The sequence below is a fragment of the Achromobacter pulmonis genome (assembly GCF_002885955.2).
Classification (GTDB): Bacteria; Pseudomonadota; Gammaproteobacteria; order Burkholderiales; family Burkholderiaceae_B; genus Achromobacter; species Achromobacter pulmonis_A.
Window position 1 is genome coordinate 534702 of record NZ_POQS01000002.1, and the last position, 18539, is coordinate 553240.

Sequence of the window (18539 nt, forward strand, 5' to 3'; positions counted from 1 at the left end):
CCGCCGTTACGAATGCGTACAAAATAAATCCGGCGCGCGCGGCCGCGATCCGCGCGCCGCGCCCGTGCGCGCCATCCTGCGTTCTCCGTGCCGGATGGCTGCCGCCGGCTGGGTTTCGATATGGATTCCGGCTTGCGCGCCCCCGCTTTCTACATCCAAAAGCCACATCCCGCCTTGCGCGGCGGCGTCCTCGCGCACGGACGCGCCGTTGTTGACCGCTAACGCAACACAACGATAGATTTCGGCGAATTGCAGTTCTATACGCTGGCAGTTGGTCGTGTTCCCAGGTTTTCTTCTTTGCAGGAGAGCTGGCATGGTCACCAGAAGGCTGCACATTCCCGTCCTCGCCCCCAATCCCAACCGCAACTTCTTCGACGGCACCCGTCCGGGCCAGCCCGTGCTGCGTCCGGCCGACCTGCTGGCCCTGCGCATCGAGCTGCACAACCTGACGGTCTCGCCCGGCCAGCCGCCGCGGCTGCGCAAGACCGGCAGCGGCGCGGCCACGCTGATCGTGCACTTTCCGCCGCAGTCGATCGCGGAACAGACCTTCCTGGAAAACGCGGCCAGCCAGGACGAGGACTCGCTTGCTCCTCCGCCCGTGCGGGCGCGCATCGCGGGCGAATCCCGGCTGGCCTTTGCGGTCCCGGATGATTTCGACGCGCCCTACACGCTGGAAGGCGTGCTGGCCGCCATCGAATCGCTGCCGCCGGCCGTGGCCGCCAACGCCCGGCCCCCGGCCGCGCCCGCCCCGCGCCTGGTCCTGCGCGATCTGTTCGACAAGCGCCTGGACAAGCTCAGCCCGGCGCAACGCGCGGCGCTGTCGAGCTTCGCCTTGCGCAATGCGCGCCTGGCCATGCGCCAGGACGCGCCCGGCGCGCTGCAGCGGCGCCTGGCCGGCGGCGGCGTCGGCCTGCGCCCGCCGCGGCCCGGCCCGGTCGCCGCGGTCCGCACGCCGCAGCGCGCCGGCGCCATCATCGACATCCTCAAGCGCGGCCCCCGGCCCGCGGCCCCAGGCGCGCAGCAGACCGCCATCGAACTACCGTGGCGCCTGATCCTCAGCCCGCACGCGCAGACGAGTTGGCGGCACGCCAAGTCTCCCGCCACCTCGGCCGCCACCCTGCACACCGAGCTGTGGCACACGCGGCTGCTGGCGACGCAGGACGGCGACGCGGTCGAACCGCCCGCGCCGGATGCGCGGCGCACGCTGCGCGCGATCTGGGCGCTGAGCGGCGAGGGCTCGTCCATGCCCATGCAGTCGGCCTATCCGGTGCCGGCCGACCAGCGCCTGCCCGCGCCCGACGCCTCGCCGTTCCTCATGCCGATGAACGATTACGATCGCTACCAGATCGCGCACCTGTCGTCGAACTTCTCGGCCGCCAGCTACACGCCGCAGCCTATCGCCACCCGCCTGCTGATGCTGTCCTCGCTGGGCGCCTGGCTGGATTCGCGCGGCAACTGGGACGGCCCCGGGCTGTCGCTGGAGGAATGGACGCACCGCGGCGCGATGGGCCGCGACCACTACGTGCGCATCGTCTACAAGGGCTTCCTGTTTCCGTTCGGCCACCGCGCGGCGCTGATCAAGGTCAGCGAACGCAAGTTCCACCCGGGCCGGCCCGGAAACGTCGCCTATCTGCGCCAGCGCCAGTTCATCATCGTGCGCCAGCGCGAGCGCGTGTACGACCTCGAACAGCCGGCGCGCGACGGCGGCGTCGGCGACCCGATGCTGCTGAACCTGCAGATGCCGTTCTCCAGCGTGCGCATCCTCACCACGGTCACGCCCAACCTGGACCCGGCCGGCAGCCCCGCCAGCAATATCGACAACCAGGACATCAAGCTGTTCTGGCCCTGCGTGGCGGGCGCGCCTTTCAGCTTCGCCTGTTCGGCCACCGACACCGACGGGCGCAGCGTGCAGTTCGGCCTGCCCATGATCTTCATGATTGGCGACAAGGCCAGTCCGCGCGGCCAGAGCGGGCAGTCGCTGGTGCCGCTGTGGCCGCAGGCCGAGGCCTTCGCCCAGCAGGCGCAGACGGCCTGGCGGCGGCCCGACCGCAGCGGCCGGCGGGTCGCGCAGCTCAACCGCCAGCGCGTCACGCTGGCGCCCAGCCAGAAGGCCGGCGACACAGCGGCCGAGGTGGAATCCATCGAGTTCGACGCCGTGGTCGATCCCGGCAACGCCGGACTGCGCGCCTACAGCGACGGGCTCAACGACGCGCTGTTCTATCCGGGCGTCAAGCGCGCCTCCATCCGCATCGCGGCCTTGTCCGGGCTGGCCGGCGGCGACGGCCACAGCGTCCTCAGCTGGAATGCGCACTATCTCCGCTTCGGCTTCGACGCCGCCAACGTCGGCCAGGTCTTCGGCGACATCGACGCCGACCCCTTGCACCGCGGCAACGCGGCGCTGGACTTTTCCCGGCAGGGCGACCGCGCGGGCGGTTTCGTGCAGCCCAACCTGCGCCCCACGGCGCTGTCGCGGCTGGCCGGACCGGTCAGCGGCTCGGTGCAGGAGTTCGTCGCCGGCCGCATGAAAGGCGACGACGTCTTTCCCAAGACGCTGTCGGACCTGCCCCTGCCGCTGTTGTTCGGCTGTATCCCGCTGGGCGAGGTGATCGAGGCCGTGGCCAACGCGGCCAACACGCCCGAGCGGGTGCCGCGCTTCGTGGCCGAAGGCTGCAGCCAGCTGGAAAGCCTGACCAACGACATGGGACGGCTCTACGCCCTGGTGGCGGACCTGGCGCAGCAGCCCCGCCGCATCGCCCAGGGCGCCCTGAAAGCGCTGCAGGCCAGGTTCCAGGACCTGCAGGCCCAGGCCCTGGCCTACGCGCCGGCCCTGGTGGCCGGCGCCCGGACCCGCGTCGACGCGCTGAGCGCGGCGATGCAGGACGTGGTGGCGCAGATCGAACTGCTTGCCGGACAGTCCTTCGACGCCGCGCCCGCCCTGCCGGGGCTGCCCGCCGCGCTGGACGCCGCGCGCGCCGCCGCCACGGCCGTGCGCACCGCGGCCGACGCCCAGGTCGGCGGCGTGGGCCTGCCGGACGGCTATCGCCAGTCGCTGCGGCAGGCCGCCGGCGCCGCGCAGGAACTGCTGGACAGCCTGGGCGCGATTCCCGCGCTGCTGGTCCAGGGCAAGGCGTTGTACGACGCGCTCGACGCCGTCGTCGGCCAGCCGGGCCAGCTGGATCAACTTTTTTCGGACGCCGCGACGCTCAAGCTGCGCCTGCAGGCCATCGGCGATGCCGCCCAGCCCCTGTCGCAGACCATCGGCACCGCGCGCCTGCTCGAAGGCGCGCCCCGTCAGGTCGCGCAGGGCGCGCTGCGCGCGGTGCAGCTGGCGGTCGACGCCGTGCTGGCCAGCGCCCAGCTGCTGGACCTGCTGTGCGGCGACGAGCTGACCCTGCGCTTCGACTGGAACCCGGTGATCCGCAACTGGCCGGCCGAAGCCGGCAAATCGATATTCGTCGCCAACGACCCGCAAGGGCTGCGCATCGCGGTCGAGGCGCGCGTGCGCAAGAACGGACAGAGCGCGCCCAAGCTCTCGGTCGCCTGCTCGCTCAAGCACTTCGACCTGGTGCTGATCGCGCCGGCCAGCTTCCTCGAACTGAACTTCGAGAAGATCGAGTTCCGCATCGACACGGCCGCCAAGATGGACGTGGACGTGCTGCTTTCCGACATCAAGTTCGTCGGCCCCCTGTCCTTCGTGGAAACGCTGCGCGACCTGATCCCGCTGGACGGTTTCTCCGATCCGCCCTATCTGGACATCTCGGCCAAGGGCGTGGACGCGGGCTTCGACGTGGCGCTGCCGGCCATCGCCATCGGCGTGTTCAACCTGTCCAACCTCAGCCTGGGCGCCGGCTTCACCGTGCCCTTCATCGGCCAGCCGCTGGCCGTGCGCTTCAATTTCTGCACGCGCGAGCAGCCTTTCAACCTGTCGGTCTGCATGTTCGGCGGCGGCGGCTTTTTCGGCGTCACGCTGGACCCGTCCGGCATCCAGCTGCTGGAGGCCGCGTTCGAATTCGGCGCCAGCGTCTCGGTCAACCTGGGCGTGGCTTCCGGCGGCGTGCACGTGATGGCGGGCATTTACTTCCGCATGGAAAAAGACGCCTGCTCGCTGGCCGGCTATTTCCGAATGGGCGGCTGCGTCAGCGTGCTGGGCATCGTCAGCATCTCGATCGAGATCTACCTGGAACTGCGCTACGAATTCGAGAGCGGCAAATGCGCCGGGCGCGCGACCATCACCGTCGAGATCGAAGTCTTCATGTTTTCGACCAGCGTGTCGCTGTCGTGCGAGCGCAAGTTCGCCGGCTCCAACGGCGACCCCGGCCTGCGCGACCTGATGGGTCCCAGGCCCGACCTGCCGCTGGCGCAGGAGCTGGCGCAGATCGACGACGACACGCAATACGCCTGGCGCGAGTACGCCGAAGCCTTTGCCTGAGGAGCGTTCCATGGCCAAGCAAACCATCGTCTGGACCGTGATCCCCCACGGCCGCGTGCCTGACGGCGCCGACGCCGGCCGGCTGCGCGTCTCCATCGTGGCCTCGCCCCGGCTGACGCCGGAATCCGAGGACGAACAGCGGCTGGGCGCCTACGCCGACTGGCGCAACTGGCCGCGCACGCTCGAGCGCCTGCGCTTCGGGCTCAATACCGGCGCCGAGGAAATCGAGCTGGAGCCGCAGCTGCAGGCCGACCCGGCGCTGTGGGACCGGCTGCTGCCCGCAGCCACGCCGGTCGCCGGCTTCGTGTTCCGCGACATGAGCACGGTGAATCTGTTTTCTTATTCGGTGGCCGCGCTGCTGGGGCTGGCGCGCAAGCACTACGGCCGGATGGCGGTGCTGGCCACCGGCACCCACCCCACTTTGCTGCCCTGGCGCGAGGCGCATCCCGTGCTGAAGGACATGCTGAGCGACTGCGGCACGCGCACCGCCATCCTGCCCATCGGCGACCGCCGCATCGAAGTGGCGCTGCCCGGCTTCGGCCGCTTCTTCGACGATGGCGCCGAAGGCACGGAACGCGCGCTGCGCGCCCAGGTCTACGGCCCCGGCAGCATCTACCATGGCCGCGCCGCCGCCCCCGGCGCGGACCACGACGGCAACCCGCTGCCCGCCTCCGGCTTCGCGCTGCGTGCGCTGCCGACCCGCTGGAACGACGCGGCGCTCAACAACACCGACCAGCACCTGATGAAGCAATGGAATTCGCAGGCCGAGTACTCCCTGTATCAGGCAAACCGCTTTTACCGCCGCGAACCGCCCAGCATCGAACAGCAGAAAATACTCAGGCCCGACGGTTCCCCCACGCCGCCCGCCCCCGCGGCGCCGGACATGGATTTCCACGCCATCGTGGCCTCCTACGCCGACTATCCGGCGCTGCTGCGCCGGCTGGGCCTGGTCATCGACTGCCTGCTGCCGGCGGACTCGCCGCTGGAGCGGCAACTGGCCGCGGCCGGCGCGGCGCAGGGCCGCTTCTTCCTGGTCCTGCGCTGGCAGGACGCGCACGATCCCGCCGACGACGCCTGTCCCGCCACCGCCTGGGCCGCGGACCCCGAGCGCTTCGTCACGCGGCCGCGCAATCCCGACCACGAACGCGGCATGCTCAAGCTGCGCCGCGCCGACGACAGCTGGGACCTGTACGAGCCGCGCAGCCCGTTCGACGTCTACCAGGTCGACCCCGACGGCGCCGCCCTGAAAACCGTGGACTTCGTCCTGACCGCGCAGAACCTGATCGCCCGCAGCCTGGCGCTGGGCGCCGACGGCGCCGTGACCTACACCACCGGCGACAAGCAGGGGCTGGCCGCGCTGCGCTCCGGCGGCCTGGGCGTGGCGCGGCGCGGGCGCGCCTGGGAGGTGGCGCAGAACGCCGCGGCCGCGGCCCTGAAGAACGCCGCGCTCGGCGGCGCGCCGGGCAGCATCGTGCTCTACGCCGAAGACCTGCTGCGCGGCTACCGCGTCGACGTGCAGGCGCAGGGGCCGGGCGATCCCGAACCGTGGCGCTCGCTGTGCCTGCGCACCGGGGTCTACCGCTGCGCCGACGGCGGCCCGCCGCTGGAGCTGCCCGACGACGAAGGCTATGTGAAGGGCGCGTCCACCACCAGCGGCGGCGCGCAGCCCGACGACCACTACCTGCACGAATCGCTGTTCCGCTGGACTGGCTGGAGCCTGGCCGCGCCGCGCCCCGGGCGCACGCTGCGCGCGCGCGAAGATCCCGCCAGCGGCGTGCAGGGCGAGACGCCCGAAGACGTGCAGGACGCCGCGCCCGCCGGCGCGGGCAACGGCCTGGCGGTCAGCTTCGCCGCGCGCAAGGGCAGCCTGCCGCGCCTGCGCTTCGGCATGTCTTACCGCCTGCGCGCGCGGCTGGTCGACCTGGCCGGCAACAGCCTGGCGCACGACGACCCCACGCTGGAGCGCGACGACAACGCCACCCGGCCGGTCGGCTACTGGCGTTTCGAACCGGTGGACCCGCCGGCGCTGCTGCACCGCGCCCGCGTCAGCGAAGGCGAATCGCTGGAGCGCATGGTGATCCGCAGCAACGCCGGCATGGACCCCGAAGCCTGGCTCGCCAGCCCCGACTTCAAGGCCGCGCGCCAGCAGTCCGGCCCCACCGATTTCGACGACACGCCCGCCAACGAACGCCACGTCGTGCCGCCCAAGGCCTCGCAGCTGCAATGCGAAACGCACGGCCTGTTCGACGCCATGATGGACAGCCCCGCCGGCATCAAGCAGGCCTATGCCATCGCCGCGCGCGACGCGGCCACGCTGTACGACGCCGGCCCCGGCACGCAGATCGAACTGGTCACGCCGCAGGCGCTGGCCGGCGTCGCCACCACCGACGCCGTGCCGCCGCAGCTGCCCTCGCCCGAACATCCCGCCGGCGAACGCCTGGCCGCGGGCCAGTACGTCATCCACCGCGAGGCGCTGGTCGACACCCCCTATCTGCCCGACCCGGCGGCCGGCGGCTTCGCGCTGCGCGCGCAGCCCGGCCATACCCTGCCCGGCGTGACCGGCCCCAAGGCGCTGGGCCCCAGCGCCGCCATCGCGCAGACCCCGTCCCAGGAACTGGTGCTGCTGGTGCGCCACGCCGGCGCCTGGCCCGACACCCAGGGTTTCCGCATCGTGCTGCAGGAACGCAAGGCCACGCTGGACGACCCGCCTTGCGCGGAACGCTACGCCGACGACGGCGCGCCCACCTGGGACGAGGCCGCGCGCGTCCTCACCCTGTACCTGCCCAAGGGCCGCATCGCCCGGCTGCGCTACGCCAGCTTCGTCAATCCCGGCCTGATCGACGCCTTCGGCATCCCGGCCTGGGCCGGCGCCGAAGGCGAAAGCGCCGGACTGCGCCTGGCCGCCATGCTGGGCAGCTGCTGGATGGTCACGCCCTACCGCCCGCTGGTGCTGGTGCACGCCACCCAGCAGCCGGTCTGCGATCCCGTGCTGCTGCTGCCCGGAGAACTGGCGCGCGATCCCGGCGCCTCCCACGTCGACCTGCAGGCCCGCGTCCGGCTGCATGGTCCCACCACCGGCAAGATCGAAATCGAAGCCGACTGGCACGAATGGGTCGACGACCTGGACAAGCCGCGCCCCGAACGCGTGGCCGGCCATGGCGTGCTGGCCGAGATCGCGCTGTCCGAGAACTATCCCAACCTCTTCAGCCTCAGCAACGCCGTGGCGGAACAACAGGCCGAGGGCGGCAAGCAGCGCGCGGCCGGCAACCGCCACGAATTCGGCGACACCCGCTACCGGCTGATCCGCTACCGTCTGCGCGCCGCCACCCGCTTTCGCGAATACCTGCCGCCGACGCTGTACGCCCAGCCCGACAAAGTCACGCGCCTGGGCCCCGTGGCCGACGGCCCCGTGGTCGAGACCGGCGCCGACGACGATCCCGGCGCGCCGCAGCAGGTGCGCGCCGGCACGGCGCAGAACACCGTGGTGCCCGCCAGCGCGCCGCCCGACGTCCCGCGCCTCATGTACGTGCTGCCCACCTTCCGTTGGGAAGAAACCCCTGGCCCGGGCACCCTGGACGTGACCCGCCTGGGCAACGGCCTGCGCGTCTGGCTCGAACGCCCCTGGTTCTCGTCCGGCGACGGCGAACTGCTCGGCGTCGTGATCGGCGGAGACGGCAGGAACTTCACCGACATCCCCGACAACCTGGTGCCGCTGGTCACGCAATGGGGCATGGACCCCTTGTGGGACACGGCCCAGCCCAAGCACCGCGCGCGCGCCTCCGACTTCCCCGCTCGCGTGGCCGACGAAGCCGTCCGGCTCCAGGAGCTTCCCGCCAACGTCCACGTCGTCGGCCACCGCGTGCACTGGGACGAGGCCCGGGCCCGCTGGTACTGCGACATCGAACTCGACCCCGGGCGCACCTACATGCCCTTCGTGCGCCTGGCGCTGGCGCGCTACCAGCCCAACGCCATCGCCAGCGCCAAGCTCTCGCGCGTCGTGCTGGCCGAATTCTCACAGCTGCTGCCGCGCCGCCGCGCCGTGTTCGAGCACAAGCGCGGCAAACTCGAATTCGAACTGCGCGGCGTGGTGCCGGCGCATGGACCGATGAAATTCCCGGTGGACTCGGAATACCTGGACATTTCATACATCCCCGGCATCGGCCAGACGCCCGAAAGCGGCCGCAACCGCATCGAACTGGTATTGCAGACCCGCGACCCGGCGCTGGAAAGCGACCTGGCCTGGACCGACGCCAAGGTGCTGGCCTCCGGCCTGCTCGATCCGTCCGGTCCCGCGCGTACGCCGGACAGGCCCGTCATCCCCGACCGCTGGCGCGACCTGCCGCTGCGGGAAGTCGCGACGCCGGCCGCCTTCAGCGAAGTCTTGCGATCCGGCGGCGGCGCCCTGCGCTTTCCGCCGGTGCTGGAAGGCCCGCTGCTGGGCGACCTGCTCGATCCCGTCATCTGGTCCGCCAGCGTCGCGGTCCCGGACGCCGGCGGCAAGCCGGCGCGTATCGCCGTGCGGGAGTATGAGCGGTATTACACGGACGCAAGCATCACGCAGCGGCGCGGCAATGCGCAGCACCAGCGGCGGATCGTGGAAGAGCGGCTGGTGTATGTGGCGTTTTTTGGGGTTTAGTCGCCTTTACCTGTCAAGCCCGCCTCAGCCTATCGCCAGCCGGACGGGCTTGCCGACGCGGCTCAGCATCTCGACCAGCGTGTCGATGGTGAACTTCGCCGTCTTCTTGTTCACCACGTCCGATACGCGCGGGCGCGACACCATCAGTATCCGCGCGGCCTCGGCCTGCTTCAGATGGTGCTGCTCGATCCAGTCGGCCAAGGCCGACATCAGTTGTTCCTTGAGCAGCTGCGTGTCATTGATCTGCTGTTTCGCCGCAGCCTGCAGGCGCGCGGCTTCCTCGGCCGGAAACCCCAGTTCCAGGAACAGGTTCGCGTCTGCTTTGGTGACGTGGCGGATTTTCGTGTCGACGTTCATATCCTGCCTCTTCTAGCATTCACCATGTCGCGGATTCGGATTTCCCGCGCTCCGGCGCCTATCGCATCGAAAGACTTCCAGGCGTCCGGCTCCAGCCCCGCCTGGACCAGGCTCAACTGGAAACCGGCATCTCGCCGCGGTTCGTCGGGGAATGCCACCAGATCTTCATAGGCGGACCCGACCCAACGAATTTCCTTCATGCATTGCATACGCGATCGCCGTATAAAATTTTATACATATTTTCTGGAGATCTCAAGGCCTGCCGCATTCCAGGAACGCAGGCCTGGTCAACTACGATGTGAAAATAGCGTATGGACGCCGCGCAATCCTGCGGTGCGTGAGCTTTTTACCCACCCTGATGTGCCGCCTGCCCCCGCAGACAAAAAAAGGGTGCCCGCAGGCACCCAAATCCACCCTACAACAGCACTACAACCACGTAACTTTCCAATAACGCTCCCTTACGCAGCCTTCTGAGCCTTGCCGTGCTCGAACTGGGCTTCCTCGGTCGAGCCCGTCAGCGCGGTGGTCGACGACTGTCCGCCTTCGATGGTCTGAGTGACGGCGTCGAAGTAGCCGGTGCCCACTTCGCGCTGGTGCTTGACGGCGGTGAAGCCCATTTCGGCCGCGGCGAATTCCTTTTGCTGCAGTTCGACGAAGGCGCTCATCTGGCGGCGGGCGTAGCCGTGGGCCAGTTCGAACATGCCGTAGTTCAGGGCGTGGAAGCCGGCCAGGGTGATGAACTGGAACTTGTAGCCCATGGCGCCCAGTTCGCGCTGGAACTTGGCGATGGTGCCGTCGTCCAGGTTCTTCTTCCAGTTGAACGAGGGCGAGCAGTTGTAGGCCAGCAGCTTGCCGGGGAACTGGCGGTGGATGGCCTCGGCGAACTTGCGGGCGTATTCCAGGTTGGGCGTCGAGGTTTCGCACCAGATCAGGTCCGCGTAGGGCGCATAGGCCAGGCCGCGCGAGATGGCCTGGTCGATGCCGGCGCGGGTGCGGAAGAAGCCTTCGACGGTGCGCTCGCCGGTGATGAAGGGACGGTCGTTCTCGTCCACGTCGCTGGTCACCAGGTCGGCGGCGTCGGCGTCGGTGCGGGCCAGCAGCACGGTGGGCGTGCCCATGGTGTCGGCGGCCAGGCGGGCCGAGACCAGCTTGGAGACGGCTTCGCGGGTGGGCACCAGGACCTTGCCGCCCATGTGGCCGCACTTCTTCACGGAGGCGAGCTGGTCTTCGAAGTGCACCCCGGCGGCGCCGGCCTCGATCATGGCCTTCATCAGCTCGAAGGCGTTGAGCACGCCGCCGAAGCCGGCTTCGGCGTCGGCCACGATGGGCGCGAAGAAGTCGATGTAGCCCTCGTCGCCCGGGTTCTTGCCTTCCATCCACTGGATCTGGTCGCAGCGGGTGAGCGAGTTATTGATGCGGCGCACGACCTGCGGCACCGAATTCGCGGGGTACAGGGACTGGTCGGGGTACATTTCGCCGGCCAGGTTGGCGTCGCCGGCGACCTGCCAGCCGGACAGGTAGATGGCCTTCAGGCCGGCCTTGACCTGTTGCATGGCCTGGTTGCCGGTCAGGGCGCCCAGCGAATTGACGAAGGGCTCGCTGTGCAGGAGTTCCCACAGGCGGGTCGAACCGCGGCGGGCCAGCGTGTGCTCCACGGCGACGGAGCCGCGCAGGCGGATCACGTCTTCGGCGCTGTAGTCGCGCTTGATGCCTTGCCAGCGGGAATTCTCGGCCCAGTCCTTCTGCAGATTGCGGATTTCGGTTTCGCGGTTGCTCATGGTGATGCTCCTGGTCAGTGATGGGAAAGACTTCTGGATTCGGGGTCCTGCATTGCTTGAATCGTTGGAGAAAGTCTAAGCCCGTGCTGCAGAGCAAGGTAGGCATATGTCTTATACAAGACAAAAAATATTATTCAATATAATCAACATGTTATAAACTCAATTTCGTATCACGAAACCCAATTGTCATCTGTGAAATGCACTGACGCTGCTGCGCAGCAGGCACTTTCACATGGCGAGGGTTACATTTCACGATGCGAAAAATAAGGCACCGCGGAGCGCCTAAAATACGCCCATTCCCCTGTTTTCCAGATACCGCCATGACCTTGTCCCACGGTCCGCTCGGCCAGAGCGTGTCCTACGTCTCGCAATACGATCCGACGCTGCTGTTTCCCATCGCGCGCTCGCACAACCGCGCCGCCCTGAACCTGGCCGACGGCAAGCTGCCGTTCAAGGGCGTGGACCTGTGGAACGCCTATGAGCTGTCGTGGCTGGACGCCAAGGGCAAGCCGCGCATCGCCATGGCCACGTTCTCGGTGCCGGCCGACAGCCCCAACATCATCGAGTCCAAGTCGTTCAAGCTGTACCTGAATTCGTTCAACCAGACCCGGCTGGTCAATTCGGCCGCCTTGCGCGGCCGCCTGGAGCGCGACCTCAGCGCCGCGGCCGGCGCGCCGGTCGGGCTGGACTTCTTCCTGCCGCAGCGCTTTTCCGAATTGCAGATGGGCGAGCTGGACGGGATCTATATCGACAAGCTGGACATCGAGATCGACACGTACGAGCCGGCGCCCGAGCTGCTGCGCACGCGCGCCGGCGATCCGGTCGAGGAAACGCTGGCTTCGCGCCTGCTCAAGTCGAACTGCCCGGTGACCGGCCAGCCCGACTGGGCCAGCGTGCAGATCCGCTACCGCGGCGCGCCCATAGACCGCGAGTCGCTGCTGCGCTATATCGTGTCGTTCCGCCAGCATGCGGAATTCCATGAACATTGCGTGGAACGGATTTTCACCGACATCATGCAGGCCTGCCGGCCCGAGCAGCTGACCGTGTATGCGCGCTACACGCGCCGCGGCGGGCTGGACATCAATCCGTGGCGCAGCAATTTCGAGGCGGCGCCGCCGCCGGACCTGCGCACGGTCCGCCAGTAGCGCCGCCCTGCCCCGGCCCGGGCCTTACTTCACGAAGGGCTCGGGCCGCGGGGTGTCGTCGGCCGACGGCGGCAGTATCGGGTACTGGATCGCCGGCTGGTCGCCGGTCAGCGTCTTCAGGAAGGCCACGATCTGCCCGTTCTCGTCGGGCGTGAAGGTGCGGCCCAGCTGGAGCCGGCCCATGATGTCCACGGCTTCGGTCAGCGTGGCGGCCTCGCCGTCATGGAAGTACGGATAGGTCAGCGCCACGTTGCGCAGCGTGGGCACCTTGAAGTTGAAGCGGTCGGCGTCCTTGCCGGTCACCGCCGCCCTGCCCTCGGCCTTGTTCTCGGTCTGATATGGCATGACCAGGCCCATCTTCTGGAACGAGTTGCCGCCCACCGCCACGCCGTTGTGGCAGGCGACGCAGCCGCTGTTCTTGAAGAGTTCGTAGCCGGCCAGCTCGCGCACGGTCAGCGCCTTCTTGTCGCCGCGCAGCCATTGGTCGAAGCGCGAGTTGGGCGTGACCAGGGTTTCCTCGAACGCGGCCAGCGCGCCGGTCACTTCCTCGATGGTGATGCCGTCCTTGCCGAAAACCTGCTTGAATTCGGCGCGGTAGCCGGGAATCGAGCTCAGCACCTGGATGGCCAGTTCGTGCGTGGACGCCATTTCCATGGGGTTGGCGATGGGGCCGCCGGCCTGCTCGCGCAGGTCCTTGGCGCGGCCGTCCCAAAACTGCGCGATGTTCAGGCTGGAATTGAGCACGGTGGGCGAATTGATCCCGCCCTTCTGCCACTGGTGGCCGATGGAGGCCTTGAGGTTGTCCGAACCGCCCATGCCCAGGTTGTGGCAGGAGTTGCAGGAAATCGCGCCGGACCGCGACAGGCGCGGATCGAAGAACAGTTTCTTGCCGAGTTCGACCTTGGCGGGGTCCTTGACGACGGCGGGTTCCACCGGCTGTATCGGTTCCTGCGAGGCCGCCGAAGCCAGGGCGTTCCAGCCGCCCAAGGCGATCCCCGCTGCCAGCAACACGCTTGCCTTCTTCATTTGCTTCTCCTGGGTAATGACCTTTATGACTGCAAGGTCATTACATCAGGCTGAAGCCGGGCGGGCTTTGCGTCGTGTCAAGAGGCGGCCGGCGGGCGCCGGCCGTGCGCTCAGGGGCGCGCCACCGCTCCGCCGGCGGCGGCGGGTTCGGCGCGGCGCGCCTGCACCGCGATCCACTGCGCCAGCAGGGCCGCGGCCGCGAACGCCACGCCGGCGCCCACCCACGGGCCCTGGCGCAGGCCGGCGTCGAGCAGCAGGCCGAAGGCCAGCGGCCCCAGGGCCGAGCCCACGTCCATGCCGGAATAGACCAGGCCGTAGACCGAGCCGGTGGCGCCCTTGGGCGTGACGCGGCGGATCAGCATGTCGCGCGAAGGCGCGGCCACGCCGGAGCAGAAACCGGCCAGGCCCACCACGGGCGCGGCCAGCACGGCCGGCACCAGGCCCAGCGCCAGCACCACCAGCGTCAGGCCCGCCAGGATCAGCGCCACCATTACCGTGCGCTCGGTGCGCGGATTGGCCGACACCAGGAAGCCGCCCGCGGCCATGCCGACGGCCGAAGCCACCATATAGCCCGACAGCGCCGAGCTGGCGGCGACCTTGGACAAGTCGTACAACTGGCCCAGCAGCGGGATGGTGTAGTTCTGCACCGAGGACAGCGCGATGGAGGTGCAGGCGAAGAACAGGAACGCGCCCCACAACGCCGGCTTGGACAGCAGCGTGGCCAGCGTGGTCAGCACGCCTTCCTGCGGCTTGGGCGAGGACTTGCCGGCGGCGGGCTTCGGTTCGGCCTCGCCCTGTTCGGCCTGCGGCAAGGGGCCGCCGAGCAGGTCGCGTCCCAGCACGGTCAGCAGCAGCACCAGCGCGACCAGGCCGGCCGCGCTGTAGGCCGCGACGCGCCAGTCGGCCAGCAGCGTGATGGTGGTCATGAACACCGGCGTCAGCGCCCAGCCCAGGTTGCCGGTCAGCCCGTGCGTGGAAAACGCGTGGCCCAGCCGCGGCGCGGTGATGCGGTGATTGATGATGGAATAGTCGGCCGGATGGAATACCGAGTTGCCGACGCCGCCCACGACGGCGGCCGCGACCAGCATGGCGTAGCCCGTGGCCGAGCCGATCAGCAGCCCCGACAGCACGAAGCAGGCCAGCCCGAACCACAGCACCGGCCGCGCGCCGACCCGGTCGACCACGAAGCCCGAGGAGGCCTGGCCGATGCCCGACACCACGTAGAAGGTGGAAACCAGCAGCCCCAGGCGGGCGAAGTCCAGCCCGAATTCATTGCCCAGCGAAACGTACAGCGAGGGCAGCACCAGCTGGAAAAAGTGCGAGGAGGCATGGGCCACCCCGATCAGCAGAATGATTTTCCAGTCGCGCCGGCGGACGGCGGCGTCCACGGCCAGGGTATTCGCAGCGGTATTCATCGCAAAAGGCCGCCGATAGCGGCAAAGTGCGCAGCGCCCGGGGCGCCGCGCGGGTTGTCTCCGGCCGACGTCCGGCATGGGCCCGGCGTCGGATTCTGGTTGAGGTTCAGGGCCGTGACGGGCCCGGCCGCTACATGGCCTTTTCGCGGATCGCGGGCCAGGCGCGCTGCAGGTAATACAGCATAGACCAAACGGTCAGGACCGCGGCGATGACGATCAGCACGTCGCCCAGCAGCTTGGCGTCGATGCCGTAGATCGGCTGGTTGTACAGCAGACAGGGAATCGCCACCATCTGCGCGGCGGTCTTGAACTTGCCCAGGCGGTGCACCGCCACGCTGGCGCTGGCGCCGATCTTGGCCATCCATTCGCGCAGCGCGGAAATGGTGATTTCCCGGCCGATGATGATGAGCGAGATGAAGGCGTCCACCCGGCTCAGGTCCAGCAGCACGATCAGCGCGGCGCAGACCATGAGCTTGTCGGCCACCGGGTCCAGGAAGGCGCCGAACGCGGAAGTCTGGTTCCAGCGGCGGGCCAGCCAGCCGTCGAACCAGTCGGTCAGGGCCGCGATGATGAAGGCCCAGGCCGCGAGCGTATCGCGCGTGGGCACGGACATCCAGCTATCGGGCAGGTAGAACAGCCCGACCACCAGCGGGATCATGGCGATACGCAGCCATGTCAGGATAATGGGTACGTTAATTGGCATAGTGTCCGTATGCTACAGCAAGACCCCCCCCGAAGCGCCTGCGGCGCTTCCCCCCCAGGGGGGCGCCGCTACAGACCGGCGGAGCCGGATCTGTGCGGCCTGAATTGTGGGGCGGCGGTTGCTTGCGGGGGGTGGGGTTTTTTGGCTAGGTCGGGGGCTTGGAGTTTAGCGTTGTGGGGTTAACGCAAGGCTTCATAGATTCTTATCGCTAGGTCGTAGGAGATGCCGTCTACCGAGGCCAGGTCTTCTATGCTGGCCGACGCCACGCCGGAGAAGCCGCCGAAGCGGGCCAGCAGGCGCTGGCGGCGGCGGGCGCCTACGCCTTCTATTTCTTCCAGGCGCGAGACATTGCGCGCCTTGGCGCGGCGCGCGCGCATGCCGGTGATGGCGAAGCGGTGGGCTTCGTCGCGGACCTGGGCGATCAGCATCAGGGCCGCGGATTCGCCGCCCAGGGCGACGGGCGGGCGTTCGTCGGCGAAGACCAGGGTTTCCAGGCCGACCTTGCGGCCCTCGCCCTTGGCCACGCCCACCAGGGTCTGGATGTCCAGGCCCAGTTCCGCGAACACCTTGCGCGCCACCTCGACCTGGCCCTTGCCGCCGTCGATCAGCACCAGGCCGGGCATCGGCGCCTCGCCGTCGGCGACCTTGGCGAAGCGGCGGGTCAGCACCTGGCGCATGGCGGCGTAGTCGTCGCCCGGCGTGATGCCAGCGATGTTGTAGCGGCGGTACAGCGAGGGCTGCATGTCGTGGTGCTCGAACACCACGCAGGAGGCCTGCGTCGCCTCGCCGGCGGTATGGCTGATGTCGAAGCACTCGATGCGCAGCGCGTCCAGCGCGGCTTCGTCGGTGTCCAGGTCCAGCGCCTCGGCCAGCGCCAGCGTGCGGGCCGCGCGCGCGCCGGATTCGGTGAGCGCGCGCGCCAGGGCCATCTCGGCGTTCTTGCCGGCCTGCTCCAGCCAGGCGCGGCGCGTGCCTTGCGGCCGGGTCAGCACCCTGGCGGGCCGTCCGCCGGCCTGCTCCACCAGCAGTTCGATCAGGCCGGCGTCCGGCAGCGCGTGCGAACACACCAGCACGGGCGGCATGACGTTGTCGGTGTAGTGCTGGGCCACGAAGGCCTCCAGCACCTGGGGCGCGGCCTCGCCCTCGGCGTGCGAGGGAAAGAAAGGCTTGTCGCCCAGGTGGCGGCCGCCGCGCACCATCGCGAGATTCACGCAGACCTTGCCGCCGGCGATGGCCACCGCGATGATGTCGGTGTCCTCGCCGCTGACGTTTTCCATGGTCTGCTGATGCAGCACGCGCGCCAGCGACCCCATCTGGTCGCGCAGCGCCGCGGCCTCCTCGAAGCGCAGTTCGCTGGAGGCCTGCAGCATGCGGCTTTCGATCTCGCCCATCACGTCCTTGGCTTCGCCGTTCAGGAAGCGCACGGCGCGCTGTACGTCGCGTTCGTATTCCGCGGCCTCGATCGCGCCCACGCAGGGCGCCGAGCAGCGGCCGATCTGGTGCAGCAGGCAGGGCCGCGAACGATTGGCGAAAACAGTGTCCTCGCAGGTGCGCAGGCGGAAGACTTTCTGCAGGATCTGTATGGTTTCGCGCACCGCCCAGGCGTTGGGGAACGGGCCGAAAAACTGGCCGCGCTTGTTGGTGGCGCCTCGGTAGTAGGCGATGCGCGGCCAGGCATGGCCGGTGATCAGCAGGTACGGATACGACTTGTCATCGCGAAACAGGATGTTGTAGCGCGGCTTCAGGCTCTTGATGAGGTTGTTTTCCAGGATCAGCGCCTCGGCCTCCGAGCGCGTGACGGTGACCTCCAGCCGCGCCACCTTCGCCACCATCTGGGCGATGCGCGGGCTGGCCAGGTTCTTCTGGAAATACGACGAGACGCGCTTTTTCAGGTCGCGCGCCTTGCCGACATACATGACCTCCCCGGCCGCATCCAGGTGCCGGTACACGCCCGGCAGATGCGGCAGGTCAGCCAGGAACGATTTGAGATTGAAGTCGTCGGGCATTCTGGTAACGGGTTTCGGCCTGCAGGGCGTCCCAGTCCGGCGCCGCGTAGCGCGGCATCAGGCGGCGGATCCGGGCCACGGATTCGGGCGGATGCTCGAATTCCAGGCGCGCCAGCAGGTCGTCGGCCAGGTCGGGCCGGTTGCACACCAGCACCATATCGCAGCCGGCGCCCAGCGCGGCCTGGGCGCGGGCCAGGATGTCGCCGGCCACCGCGGCGCCTTCCATGGTCAGGTCGTCGGAGAACACCACGCCATCATAGGCCAGGCGCTTGCGCAGAATGTCCTGCACCCAGCGCCGCGAAAAGCCGGCCGGCTGGGAATCGACCTTGGGATAGATCACGTGGGCGGGCATCACCGAGGGCAGCACGGCGTCGCCCAGCCAGGCGTACGGCGCGGCGTCCTCTTCCAGGATGCGTTCCAGCGGGCGTTCGTCCACGGGAATCTCGTGGTGCGAATCGGCCTCGACGAATCCGTGGCCGGGGAAATGCTTGCCGCAGGCCGACATGCCGGCCAGCTGCAGGCCCTGGATCAGCGCGCGCGAGAGCATGGCCACCACGCGCGGATCGCGGTGGAAGGCGCGGTTGCCGATCACTTTGCTCACGCCGTAGTCCAGGTCCAGCACCGGCGTGAAGCTCATGTCCACGCCGCAGGCGCGCAGCTCGGCGGCCAGCACGTAGCCGGCCTCGGTCGCCAGACGCATGGCCATGAGCGGGTCGCGTTCCCACAGCGCGCCCAGCTCGCGCATCGGCGGCAGCGGCGTGAAGCCGTCCTCGCGGAAGCGCTGCACGCGCCCGCCCTCGTGGTCCACCAGGATCAGCAGCGGTTCCTTGCGGGCCTTGTGGATCTGGCGGGTCAGCTTGGTGAGCTGGCGGCGGTTCTCGAAATTGCGCGCGAACAGGATCACGCCGCCCACCAGCGGGTGGCGCAGGCGCTGCTTTTCTTCCTTGGTCAGCGAGTAGCCCGCCACGTCGACCATCACGGGGCCGGGCGGCAGCGCCTTGCTGGATTTTTTCTTGGCCATGTCAGGCTGTCCTTCTGTCTGTG

12 protein-coding genes are annotated in these 18539 nt (G+C 68.8%); 3 read left to right on the plus strand and 9 right to left on the minus strand.

Annotation, left to right across the window (positions count from 1 at the left end):
- Nucleotides 1-6 precede the first annotated feature (6 nt).
- Nucleotides 7-315, minus strand: coding sequence for a hypothetical protein (locus tag C1I89_RS34035; RefSeq protein ID WP_146196880.1), 309 nt, complete (start codon nucleotides 313-315; stop codon nucleotides 7-9).
- On the opposite strand from C1I89_RS34035, the gene C1I89_RS08605 reads away from it, so the two are divergent.
- Nucleotides 314-4429 carry a hypothetical protein gene (locus tag C1I89_RS08605; protein WP_102772353.1) on the plus strand — a complete coding sequence of 1372 codons (4116 nt, stop codon included), beginning with the start codon at nucleotides 314-316 and terminating at the stop codon, nucleotides 4427-4429. The genes C1I89_RS34035 and C1I89_RS08605 overlap by 2 nt on opposite strands.
- A gap of 10 nt (nucleotides 4430-4439) precedes the next feature.
- The gene (locus C1I89_RS08610; protein WP_102772354.1) at nucleotides 4440-9065 is read left to right on the plus strand and encodes a hypothetical protein; all 4626 of its coding nucleotides are present in this window, start codon (nucleotides 4440-4442) and stop codon (nucleotides 9063-9065) included.
- A gap of 24 nt (nucleotides 9066-9089) precedes the next feature.
- Here C1I89_RS08610 and C1I89_RS08615 read toward each other — a convergent pair whose 3' ends face one another.
- From C1I89_RS08615 to aceA, 3 genes are all read right to left on the minus strand, one after another.
- Nucleotides 9090-9422, minus strand: a complete 333-nt coding sequence (locus tag C1I89_RS08615) for a helix-turn-helix domain-containing protein (RefSeq protein ID WP_102772355.1) — start codon at nucleotides 9420-9422, stop codon at nucleotides 9090-9092.
- On the minus strand, nucleotides 9419-9631 hold the full coding sequence (locus C1I89_RS08620) for a type II toxin-antitoxin system RelE/ParE family toxin (RefSeq protein WP_102772356.1): 213 nt from the start codon (nucleotides 9629-9631) through the stop codon (nucleotides 9419-9421). The genes C1I89_RS08615 and C1I89_RS08620 overlap by 4 nt, the downstream gene beginning before the upstream one ends.
- 249 nt (nucleotides 9632-9880) lie before the next feature.
- Nucleotides 9881-11200, minus strand: a complete 1320-nt coding sequence (aceA, locus tag C1I89_RS08625; RefSeq protein WP_102772357.1) for an isocitrate lyase — start codon at nucleotides 11198-11200, stop codon at nucleotides 9881-9883.
- 320 nt (nucleotides 11201-11520) lie between these two features.
- Between aceA and queF the strand changes: the two genes are divergently transcribed.
- The gene (queF, locus tag C1I89_RS08630; RefSeq protein ID WP_102772358.1) at nucleotides 11521-12345 is read left to right on the plus strand and encodes an NADPH-dependent 7-cyano-7-deazaguanine reductase QueF; all 825 of its coding nucleotides are present in this window, start codon (nucleotides 11521-11523) and stop codon (nucleotides 12343-12345) included.
- 24 nt (nucleotides 12346-12369) lie between these two features.
- Here the strand turns inward: queF and C1I89_RS08635 are convergent, their stop codons facing one another.
- From C1I89_RS08635 to nagZ, 5 genes are all read right to left on the minus strand, one after another.
- Nucleotides 12370-13371, minus strand: a complete 1002-nt coding sequence (locus C1I89_RS08635) for a cytochrome-c peroxidase (RefSeq protein ID WP_102772359.1) — start codon at nucleotides 13369-13371, stop codon at nucleotides 12370-12372.
- 110 nt (nucleotides 13372-13481) lie between these two features.
- Nucleotides 13482-14786 (minus strand): MFS transporter, encoded by a 1305-nt coding sequence (locus tag C1I89_RS08640; RefSeq protein WP_102772360.1) that lies wholly within the window; start codon nucleotides 14784-14786, stop codon nucleotides 13482-13484.
- Between the two features lie 130 nt (nucleotides 14787-14916).
- Nucleotides 14917-15489, minus strand: a complete 573-nt coding sequence (pgsA, locus tag C1I89_RS08645; protein WP_102772361.1) for a CDP-diacylglycerol--glycerol-3-phosphate 3-phosphatidyltransferase — start codon at nucleotides 15487-15489, stop codon at nucleotides 14917-14919.
- Nucleotides 15490-15668: 179 nt separating this feature from the next.
- A complete protein-coding gene (uvrC, locus tag C1I89_RS08650) occupies nucleotides 15669-17495 on the minus strand; it encodes an excinuclease ABC subunit UvrC (RefSeq protein ID WP_102772362.1) in 1827 nt (608 codons plus the stop codon).
- Nucleotides 17458-18516, minus strand: a complete 1059-nt coding sequence (nagZ, locus tag C1I89_RS08655) for a beta-N-acetylhexosaminidase (protein WP_102772363.1) — start codon at nucleotides 18514-18516, stop codon at nucleotides 17458-17460. Before nagZ ends, uvrC begins: the two co-directional genes overlap by 38 nt.
- Between the last annotated feature and the right edge of the window lie 23 nt (nucleotides 18517-18539).

Excerpts from the sequence above, each read along its gene's own strand:
- uvrC (WP_102772362.1), bottom strand. The coding sequence starts at position 17,495 with ATGCCCGACGACTTCAATCTCAAATCGTTCCTGGCTGACCTGCCGCAT.
- C1I89_RS08610 (WP_102772354.1), top strand. The coding sequence starts at position 4,440 with ATGGCCAAGCAAACCATCGTCTGGACCGTGATCCCCCACGGCCGCGTG.
- nagZ (WP_102772363.1), bottom strand. The coding sequence starts at position 18,516 with ATGGCCAAGAAAAAATCCAGCAAGGCGCTGCCGCCCGGCCCCGTGATG.
- pgsA (WP_102772361.1), bottom strand. The coding sequence starts at position 15,489 with ATGCCAATTAACGTACCCATTATCCTGACATGGCTGCGTATCGCCATG.
- queF (WP_102772358.1), top strand. The coding sequence starts at position 11,521 with ATGACCTTGTCCCACGGTCCGCTCGGCCAGAGCGTGTCCTACGTCTCG.
- C1I89_RS08605 (WP_102772353.1), top strand. The coding sequence starts at position 314 with ATGGTCACCAGAAGGCTGCACATTCCCGTCCTCGCCCCCAATCCCAAC.
- aceA (WP_102772357.1), bottom strand. The coding sequence starts at position 11,200 with ATGAGCAACCGCGAAACCGAAATCCGCAATCTGCAGAAGGACTGGGCC.
- C1I89_RS08635 (WP_102772359.1), bottom strand. The coding sequence starts at position 13,371 with ATGAAGAAGGCAAGCGTGTTGCTGGCAGCGGGGATCGCCTTGGGCGGC.
- C1I89_RS08640 (WP_102772360.1), bottom strand. The coding sequence starts at position 14,786 with ATGAATACCGCTGCGAATACCCTGGCCGTGGACGCCGCCGTCCGCCGG.
- C1I89_RS08620 (WP_102772356.1), bottom strand. The coding sequence starts at position 9,631 with ATGCAATGCATGAAGGAAATTCGTTGGGTCGGGTCCGCCTATGAAGAT.
- C1I89_RS34035 (WP_146196880.1), bottom strand. The coding sequence starts at position 315 with ATGCCAGCTCTCCTGCAAAGAAGAAAACCTGGGAACACGACCAACTGC.
- C1I89_RS08615 (WP_102772355.1), bottom strand. The coding sequence starts at position 9,422 with ATGAACGTCGACACGAAAATCCGCCACGTCACCAAAGCAGACGCGAAC.